Origin of the sequence: Exiguobacterium sp. SRB7LM, assembly GCF_015712685.1 — a bacterium.
Taxonomy (GTDB): Bacteria; Bacillota; Bacilli; order Exiguobacteriales; family Exiguobacteriaceae; genus Exiguobacterium; species Exiguobacterium profundum.
The window spans coordinates 1-8,164 of sequence record NZ_VWVR01000006.1; the positions used below are offsets into that span (position 1 = coordinate 1).

An 8,164-nucleotide genomic window follows, 5' to 3' on the forward strand; every position below is an offset into this window, starting at 1 on the left:
GTCCTGAGCCAGGATCAAACTCTCCAAAGAATTTGATATAGCTCTTAAATTGACGAAGCTTGCGCTTCATTCAAAAATTGTAAAACTTTTTTGCCTCATCGTTCAGTTTTCAAAGTTCGTCAGTTTAAATGGTGGGCCTAAGTGGACTCGAACCACCGACCTCACGCTTATCAGGCGTGCGCTCTAACCGGCTGAGCTATAGGCCCATAAAAAAGAATGGTGCACCCTGAGAGATTCGAACTCCCGGCCTTTAGATTCGTAGTCTAACGCTCTATCCAGCTGAGCTAAGGGTGCATATGGTGCGGTCGAGAGGACTTGAACCTCCACGGTGTTAACCACCACTAGGCCCTCAACCTAGCGCGTCTACCGATTCCGCCACGACCGCAGCGTATAAAGTTAAAAAAGAAAATGGTGAGTCATGCAGGGCTCGAACCTGCGACCCTCTGATTAAAAGTCAGATGCTCTACCAACTGAGCTAATGACTCAAATAAAAAGCTGGGCTGGAAGGGATCGAACCTTCGCATGTCGGAATCAAAATCCGATGCCTTACCACTTGGCTACAGCCCAACGTAAATGGCGGTCTTGACGGGATTCGAACCCGCGATCTCCTGCGTGACAGGCAGGCATGTTAACCCCTACACCACAAGACCAGATTACGTTTTTATTTGAAATGGTGGAGGATGACGGGATCGAACCGCCGACCCCCTGCTTGTAAGGCAGGTGCTCTCCCAGCTGAGCTAATCCTCCATATATGGTGACCCGTACGGGATTCGAACCCGTGTTACCGCCGTGAAAGGGCGGTGTCTTAACCGCTTGACCAACGGGCCAGTGTATGTCTCTTCTAAGTAATTTTAAGTGGCGGAGACGGAGGGATTCGAACCCTCGCACCGGTTTCCCAGCCTACTCCCTTAGCAGGGGAGCCCCTTATAGCCTCTTGGGTACGTCTCCAAAATAAAATGGCTCCGCAAGTAGGATTTGAACCTACGACCTACCGGTTAACAGCCGGTTGCTCTACCACTGAGCTATTGCGGAACGTTGCTTGAAATTATCGAAGTAACGATTTATATTGTAACCGCAAACCAGAAACCTGTCAATCACTTTCTTAGAAAAACGTTTATTTCGCGTGCCGTCTCTCGGCGACTTCTATAAGATATCACGGCACAAAAAGACCGTCAACACTTTTTCTAAAAAAAATCAGGTAAAATGAAAAACATTTTACCTGATACAAGTTTCTTCTTATTTAAGGCTCGGTGCAAGCATCGTTAAACTAATCCGTCCACGATTCACATCGACTTGTTCGATCCACACGGTCACGATGTCACCAACCGCCACGACATCTAATGGATGCTTCACGTATCGATTCGATAATTTCGAAATGTGGACCAAACCATCCTGTTTCACCCCAATGTCAACGAACGCGCCAAAATCAATGACGTTTCGAACGGTTCCTTGGAATTCCATACCGACTTGAAGGTCTTCGAGACTCATGACGTCCGTGCGTAGTAATGGTTTCTGGATATCTTCTCGCGGGTCACGCCCTGGTTTAGCTAATGACTTCAAAATGTCTTCAACTGTCGGAAGCCCCGCCTCTAGTTCTTCACTCAAGGCTTTAGCGTCGACTTGTTGCAATCGTTCTCGAAGCGCAGCCGTACCGACCTCTGATTTTGAAGATCCGATCTCTTTTAAAATGGATAACGCGAGCGGATAGCTTTCCGGGTGAATCTCTGTCTGGTCGAGAACGTCCTTCCCGTTCATGATCCGTAAGAATCCAGCTGCCTGTTCAAACGCCTTCGCTCCAAGACGAGGTACTTTCTTAATTTCCTTTCTCGTTTCAAAGCGTCCATTCTCTTCACGATATGCCACAATATTTTTCGCCGTCGTTTTATTGAGTCCTGAGACGTACGTCAATAAAGACTCGGAAGCACGGTTCACATCAATTCCGACCATGTTGACCACGCTCTCGACGACGAACTCTAAGGAGGCTTTCAGTTTATTCTGGCTGACGTCATGCTGATATTGTCCGACACCGACTGATTGCGGGTCGACTTTGACAAGTTCCGCCATCGCATCTTGAATTCGACGTGCAATCGAAACGGCTGACCGTTCCTCAACTTTCAAATCCGGGAATTCACTTCGTGCGACTTCCGATGCCGAGTAGACACTTGCCCCCGCTTCGTTCACAATCGCGTAAGCAATATCACGTTCCGCTTTCTTCAACCAGTCGGCGACGAATTGTTCCGTCTCCCGTGAGGCGGTTCCGTTTCCGACGACGATAACCGAGATTGGATATTTCTTCGCAAGTCTCGTCAGTACTTTTTCAGCGCCGGCGATATCATGTTTCGGTGCCGTCGGATAGAAGACACCGACCTCTTCGACTTTTCCGATTTCATTGACGACTGCCCATTTACAACCAGTTCGATAAGCCGGGTCGATCCCTAAGACGACGACCTCGCGAAGGGGCGGCTGCATATAGAGTTGTTTCAAGTTTTTCGAGAAGACATCGATCGCCTGCTCTTCTGCTTTTTCCGTCAACTCCCCACGAATCTCCCGTTCGATAGCCGGGAAGACCGACTTCTTGTACGCCTCCGTCACAGCCGTCTCGACAACCTCACGTTTTTCTTTCGGAAGTCGTTCATATGTACGGAGGGCTTGATCCATGAAGCGCGTCTCGTCGAACACTACTTTCACCTGGAGCACATCCGTACGTTCCCCACGGTTCAAGGCGAGTACACGGTGTGGGACAATACCAGCGATCTTCTCTTCATATTCATAATACTGCGCAAAAATCTCTTTTTCGTCTTCCGCTTGTTTTTTCTTCTTCGAGCGCAAAAGTCCTTCTTTGCGTACGCGGTCACGAAGCATCTGGCGCAGTTTCGCTTCCTCTCCCCATTCTTCACCGATGATGGCATGGACGAGCGGCAACGCTTCCTCTACCTCGACGTCTTGAGCGAGTTCTTTTACCTTGTCTGAAGAATAGGGTGATTTGTCCCGGAACCAGTCCGCAAGCGGCTGCAGTCCTTTCTCGCGTCCCTGTTCTGCTTTCGTGCGTCGTTTAGGACGATACGGCAAATAAATGTCTTCTACTTGTTGAAGCGTAGTCGCCGCCTCTAACGCTCTAGATAATTCAGGCGTGGATTTTTCCAACTCTTCTAATTTAGCAATGACATCCGCCTTGCGTTTTTGTAGACTCTCTTCATATTGAAGAGCATCCAAGATTCCTTTGATTTCAACTTCGTCCAAATTTCCCGTCATTTCCTTCCGATAACGGGCCATGAACGGAATCGTCGCCCCTTCAGATGCGAGCTGCTGAACCGTCTCGACTTGGTTCACTTTCAAGTTTAACGCGTTAGCCACTTTCGTAATCACTTGAATCACTTCCTTTTTTGATCTCTTTCAAAGTGTAGCAAACATTCAAACAAAAAAGCGATGACTCGATTAGTCATCGCTTGAGAATACTTCATTGAGTGGAACCTTGATGGCTTCACGCAGCTTTTCGAGTGCTCGCCGTTGCAAACGGGAGACATGCATCTGCGAGATTCCAAGAAGTTCTCCTGTTTCTTTTTGACTCATATTCTTATAGTAAGCGCATTCCAAGATGGCGCGTTCACGCTCGTTTAAGACATTGAATGCCTTTTCTAGAATGAGGCGCTGGTCGACCGATTCATACCCGCGCTCTTGGCTACCGACCAAGTCGAGTAATGTGACCGTACTACCTTCATTATCCGCTTCGATTGAACTATCAACCGACAAGGCTTGATAACTTTTGCCCATCTCGAGCGTTTCGAGAATTTCTTCATCGGACACGCCAAGGTGGTCGGCAATCTCATCGATTCGTGGCGAACGTTGTAATTCGGTCGTCAACTCTTCGACCGTCTTTTTAATCTTTGGTCCGAGTTCTTTGATTCGACGCGGTACGTGGACACTCCACGTCTTGTCGCGAATAAATCGTTTGATTTCCCCGATGATGGTCGGGACAGCAAACGACTCGAAGCTACGACCAAATTCCGGGTCAAATCGACGAAGTGCCGCCAGTAACCCAATCATCCCAACTTGCACAAGATCGTCGTGAATCGCACGGCCACGCGAGAATTTACGCGCGAGTGCTTCAACGAGGTCAGAATAGCGGTTGATGAGGAGCATTTGCACTTCTTCGTTTTGATCGTCTTGTTGATAGCGTTCAATCCACTCTAGTACCTCGTCATCACTGTGATGGCGTTGTTGAGATTTTGCTGGCACTCTGATCCACCTCGTCCCTATTGAGGAGTTTTGTCATCGTCACTTTGACACCGTTGTCTTTATTGATCGAGACATCGTCCATTAATGCTTCGATCAAGAAGAGACCAAGTCCTCCTTCATGGAGCGATTCAATTTCGGTCGTTTCTTCGACCGGAGCGGCTTGACGCTTCACATCATCTGCGAACGTCTTCCCTGAATCCTCAATCGTGATTTCAAGACGATCTGCATAGACGCCACAAGCGAGTTTGACTTCCCCATCTTGATGATCGTCATAAGCATGTTGCACGGCGTTGCCACATGCTTCCGAGACCGCGATTTTAATATCCTCGATCTCGTCGTACGTATATCCCATACGGTTAGCAATTCCTGAAACGACTAATCGAACCACACCGACATATTCGGGTTTGGCCGGGAACGTCATGACCGTCTGTTCAACATTGTTCATTGCGTGCCACCTCTTACGTTCGAATTAATAGAAAGAAGTTTGTGAAGACCCGTCAATTCGAATAGACGATTGACTCGGTCTGTGACTCCGACAAGTGACAACTCTTTTTCGTTACGCGTGGCAATTTTCAATGCCCCGACGAACACGCCAAGACCTGTCGAATCCATATACTCCACTTCGTCTAAATGAACGACCACATTTTGCTCACTGATGGCCGGATGCAATACTTCTTTCAATTTTGGTGCAGTATATGTATCCACTTCTCCGGATACGTAAAGGTGTAATTGTTCTCCAATGACTTGCTCGCGAATCGCTAAATCCATCGTCTATTCCCTCCTAAATGTCCGTACAGAAAAATTGAGTACGATTAAATTAAATTCCCCTCTGACAAAATCTTAAACCACTTTTTTAAAAAAAGTTTAAAAAAAGACCGATACCTATGTACCAGTCTTATCTATGTAAGGCTAGAGAGGGATCAATCCCATACTGATCTCTAGCGCTCTGTCCACTTTATGCATCGTCTCATCATCGAGATGAGTGACTTTATCCGTCAGACGACGCTTATCAATCGTTCGAATCTGTTCAAGCAAAATCACAGAGTCTCGTTCGAGTCCGTGCTTCTCTTGATATACTTCCACATGAGTCGGCAGTTTTGCTTTTTGAATCTGAGCTGTAATCGCAGCGACAATGACGGTCGGGCTAAAGCGATTGCCGATGTCGTTCTGTACGATGAGAACGGGTCGAACGCCACCTTGCTCTGAGCCGACTACGGGCGACAGATTCGCATAAAACACGTCACCACGCTTTACGATCACGCTGCTCACACCCCACTTACTTGACGTAAGAGAGCGTGTTCGGCTTCGGTTTCAATCGTTAGCATCTCTTCTGCCATATTCAAGTTAAACGCGGCCATCTCTTGATAGCCTTTCGCCAATTCTTCACGCAGTGTTTGTTGTCGATCAGCAATTTCTTTAGACAAGTATGTCACTACATCGTTCAAGGACAGTGTTTCACGGTCTTTCATCGAAATCGGACCCCCTTGTTGCGAGAACCGATCTGGGACGGACGCTAGCGCACCCGCAGTTCGCTGCTTCAACATCTTACACCTCCAGAATCGTTTCATGGACTGGCGGAAATTCTCCCGCGTTCTTTATCAATATAACACGAGGGAATGGGAAAATATAGAGAAATCGAGAAAGAATTCAGATAATTTCACACGATTTATGATTCACACATAAAGACGTGGCAATCGGCTCGTGAATTGGCAAACGATCTCATAGTTGATGGTCTCAAGATATGAGGCGAGTTCATCAATGGCGACGTTTCCACCGACAAGGGTCACGTCCGTCCCGACAGGAAACTCTTTTGGAAGTCGGATCATGAAGCGGTCCATACAGACGCGTCCCACGATCGGACAACGAATCCCATTGACCTCCACTTCAAATCCGCTCGCCTTCCGTAACCAGCCGTCCGCATATCCGACCGGAACGGTACCAATCCATTCGTCGGTCGATGTCGTATACGTCGCACCGTAACTAATGGTCTGACCTGCCTCTAGCCGCTTCACCTGCATGAGTTGACTTTTTAGCGTGAAGGCCGGACGCAGGAATGAATAGAACGTCTCCATCTCACGTGACGGATATAACCCATAGAGTGCGATGCCGACACGAACCAAATTATAAGGAACATCTTGTCCGGCCATTCGGATCGCACCGGCCGAGTTCGACGTATGGATATAGCGGAACCGCTCGTGGAGCCCATCCATCAAACGCTCGAACCGCTCTTGCTGTGTATAATACAGATCGCTGTCGAGCTCATCCGCCGTTGCGAAGTGGGTATAGATCCCTTCCACCACAAACGAATCGGTCGCTTCTTCAAGTAAGGCATCTAACTGTTCACGGGTGCGCAACCCGAGACGCCCCATTCCGGTATCGACTTTAATATGAACCGTTAACGGATTTTCTTCTATATAAGGAGCAGCCTCTTGTAACCATTCAGCAGAAAAAACAGACAACGTGATTCCTTGTGCTGCCGCTACTCCGGCATATTCAGGGAATTGCGCTTCCATGACGAGAATCGGTGCTTCGATTCCCGCATCGCGGAGTTCGAGCGCTTCCTCGAGTAACGCGACCCCGAGCATCGTCGCTCCGTTCTCAAGGGCAATTTTCGCCACTTCGACGGCCCCGTGTCCGTAGGCGTTCGCTTTGACGACTGCCATGAGGTCCTGCGGAATTCGTTTCGTTAATTCTTTTATATTATGGGCGATGGACGCCCGATCAATCTCGATTCGACTAGGACGAAACATGGTGTCCCTCCTCTTCTAAGATGACTTGTGCGATGGCGTATGTTTGACTATGGCTGATGCTGACATGAATCTTCCCCGTAAACGGTGCGGTCATGACAGGTCGACCCGTCTCATCCGGTAAAATTTCAATATGACGCCACGATAACCCGTGTGCGATGCCAGTCCCGATTGCTTTGGCGTAAGCTTCTTTTGCAGCAAAGCGACCCGAGACAAACTCGATTTGACGCGGGAGCGGATACTGTTGAGACAATTCATATTCCGCATCGGTGAGCAGCCGTTTTAAAAAACGTGGTTGTTTCATCGAGCGAGCCATCCGATCAAGCTCGACGATATCGACTCCAATTCCTACAATCACGAGACACTCGCTCCTTTCCTTTTCTCCCCGTTTCCTTATACAATTGAGGAAAGAGGTGATGTTATGTTTAGTCGTACGGAAAATGTTCAAACGTTTGTACGGGCATATCCACTCGTAACGCTGTTCATTGTAATCCAACTCCTTGTGTTTGTCATCGATTCTTTCGCACCTGGTTTACGAATCGTGGCGACGGGAGGGTCGTTCCATTTGGCACTCGCGGACGGACAATGGTACCGCTTGGTCACGGCCAACTTCATTCATTTGAGTCTCGGTCACTTGCTGTTCAACTCGTTCGCACTGATCATCTTCGGACCAGCGATGGAACGAATGGTCGGACACGTGAAATTTGCCTTGTTTTATGTATTCGCTGGAGCGCTCGCCAACCTCCTCACGTATTTCACTGTCAGCAACTTGTTTTATCTACAGGCCGGGGCGTCAGGCGCCATCTTGGCCATTCTCGGATTCTACGTATTCATCGGTCGTTTCCGTCGCACGTTGATGTACAGCCAAGATGCCCGCTTGGTCTACATCTTCGTCGCCATCAGTGCCGTTTTCACATTAATTGGTTCGAACGTTTCCCTTTGGGGACATGTGTACGGGTTCTTGGCCGGATTCTTACTTGCCATCCCACTCTCACGTTTCACCGTCCCGTATACGCGCCCGATGCGCTACGGGAAGTATAAGCAACGTTCGTACACGCCCCCTGTCATTCATTCTGGGGACGGAAAGTGGTTTTTCTACATCATTATCGGACTGGCCGTCTTTGGATTATTGGCACGGTTCTTATAACGAAAAGGGTGACACGTGGCGTGTCACCCTTTGT

At 48.5% G+C, this 8,164-nt stretch carries 9 protein-coding genes and 10 tRNA genes; 1 reads left to right on the forward strand and 18 read right to left on the reverse strand.

The features are described from left to right. Window positions 1-129: 129 nt before the first annotated feature. From F3H97_RS00745 to acpS, 18 genes are all read right to left on the reverse strand, one after another. A tRNA-Ile gene (locus F3H97_RS00745) sits at window positions 130-206 on the reverse strand. An 11-nt stretch (window positions 207-217) separates the two neighbouring features. Continuing rightward, a tRNA-Arg gene (locus tag F3H97_RS00750) sits at window positions 218-294 on the reverse strand. 3 nt (window positions 295-297) lie between these two features. Next, a tRNA-Leu gene (locus F3H97_RS00755) sits at window positions 298-385 on the reverse strand. A 24-nt stretch (window positions 386-409) separates the two neighbouring features. After that, window positions 410-485: transfer RNA gene (locus tag F3H97_RS00760), tRNA-Lys, on the reverse strand. Between the two features lie 10 nt (window positions 486-495). Then, a tRNA-Gln gene (locus tag F3H97_RS00765) sits at window positions 496-567 on the reverse strand. A 7-nt stretch (window positions 568-574) separates the two neighbouring features. Continuing rightward, window positions 575-650: transfer RNA gene (locus F3H97_RS00770), tRNA-Asp, on the reverse strand. 21 nt (window positions 651-671) lie between these two features. Further along, window positions 672-747: transfer RNA gene (locus F3H97_RS00775), tRNA-Val, on the reverse strand. 5 nt (window positions 748-752) lie between these two features. Beyond that, a tRNA-Glu gene (locus F3H97_RS00780) sits at window positions 753-827 on the reverse strand. A 29-nt stretch (window positions 828-856) separates the two neighbouring features. Further along, window positions 857-948 (reverse strand) — tRNA-Ser (locus F3H97_RS00785). A gap of 9 nt (window positions 949-957) precedes the next feature. Continuing rightward, window positions 958-1,032 (reverse strand) — tRNA-Asn (locus F3H97_RS00790). 204 nt (window positions 1,033-1,236) lie between these two features. After that, a complete protein-coding gene (locus tag F3H97_RS00795; protein WP_196430304.1) occupies window positions 1,237-3,366 on the reverse strand; it encodes a Tex family protein in 2,130 nt (709 codons plus the stop codon). 69 nt (window positions 3,367-3,435) lie between these two features. Then, on the reverse strand, window positions 3,436-4,236 hold the full coding sequence (gene sigB / locus F3H97_RS00800) for an RNA polymerase sigma factor SigB (RefSeq protein WP_015880560.1): 801 nt from the start codon (window positions 4,234-4,236) through the stop codon (window positions 3,436-3,438). Next, window positions 4,202-4,681, reverse strand: coding sequence for an anti-sigma B factor RsbW (gene rsbW, locus F3H97_RS00805; protein WP_015880559.1), 480 nt, complete (start codon window positions 4,679-4,681; stop codon window positions 4,202-4,204). Before rsbW ends, sigB begins: the two co-directional genes overlap by 35 nt. Beyond that, on the reverse strand, window positions 4,678-5,004 hold the full coding sequence (locus tag F3H97_RS00810; protein ID WP_196430305.1) for an STAS domain-containing protein: 327 nt from the start codon (window positions 5,002-5,004) through the stop codon (window positions 4,678-4,680). Before F3H97_RS00810 ends, rsbW begins: the two co-directional genes overlap by 4 nt. A gap of 141 nt (window positions 5,005-5,145) precedes the next feature. Beyond that, window positions 5,146-5,496: a type II toxin-antitoxin system PemK/MazF family toxin gene (locus F3H97_RS00815; RefSeq protein ID WP_026824472.1), complete on the reverse strand. Its 351-nt coding sequence runs from the start codon at window positions 5,494-5,496 to the stop codon at window positions 5,146-5,148. Between the two features lie 5 nt (window positions 5,497-5,501). Beyond that, the gene (locus F3H97_RS00820) at window positions 5,502-5,780 is read right to left on the reverse strand and encodes a hypothetical protein (protein ID WP_015880556.1); all 279 of its coding nucleotides are present in this window, start codon (window positions 5,778-5,780) and stop codon (window positions 5,502-5,504) included. A 129-nt stretch (window positions 5,781-5,909) separates the two neighbouring features. Beyond that, a complete protein-coding gene (gene alr / locus F3H97_RS00825; protein WP_196430306.1) occupies window positions 5,910-6,986 on the reverse strand; it encodes an alanine racemase in 1,077 nt (358 codons plus the stop codon). After that, window positions 6,973-7,341 (reverse strand): holo-ACP synthase, encoded by a 369-nt coding sequence (gene acpS / locus F3H97_RS00830; protein ID WP_074034857.1) that lies wholly within the window; start codon window positions 7,339-7,341, stop codon window positions 6,973-6,975. The genes alr and acpS overlap by 14 nt, the downstream gene beginning before the upstream one ends. Window positions 7,342-7,404: 63 nt before the next feature. Between acpS and F3H97_RS00835 the strand changes: the two genes are divergently transcribed. Further along, a complete protein-coding gene (locus F3H97_RS00835) occupies window positions 7,405-8,130 on the forward strand; it encodes a rhomboid family intramembrane serine protease (RefSeq protein ID WP_074034859.1) in 726 nt (241 codons plus the stop codon). The last annotated feature ends 34 nt before the right edge of the window (window positions 8,131-8,164 follow it).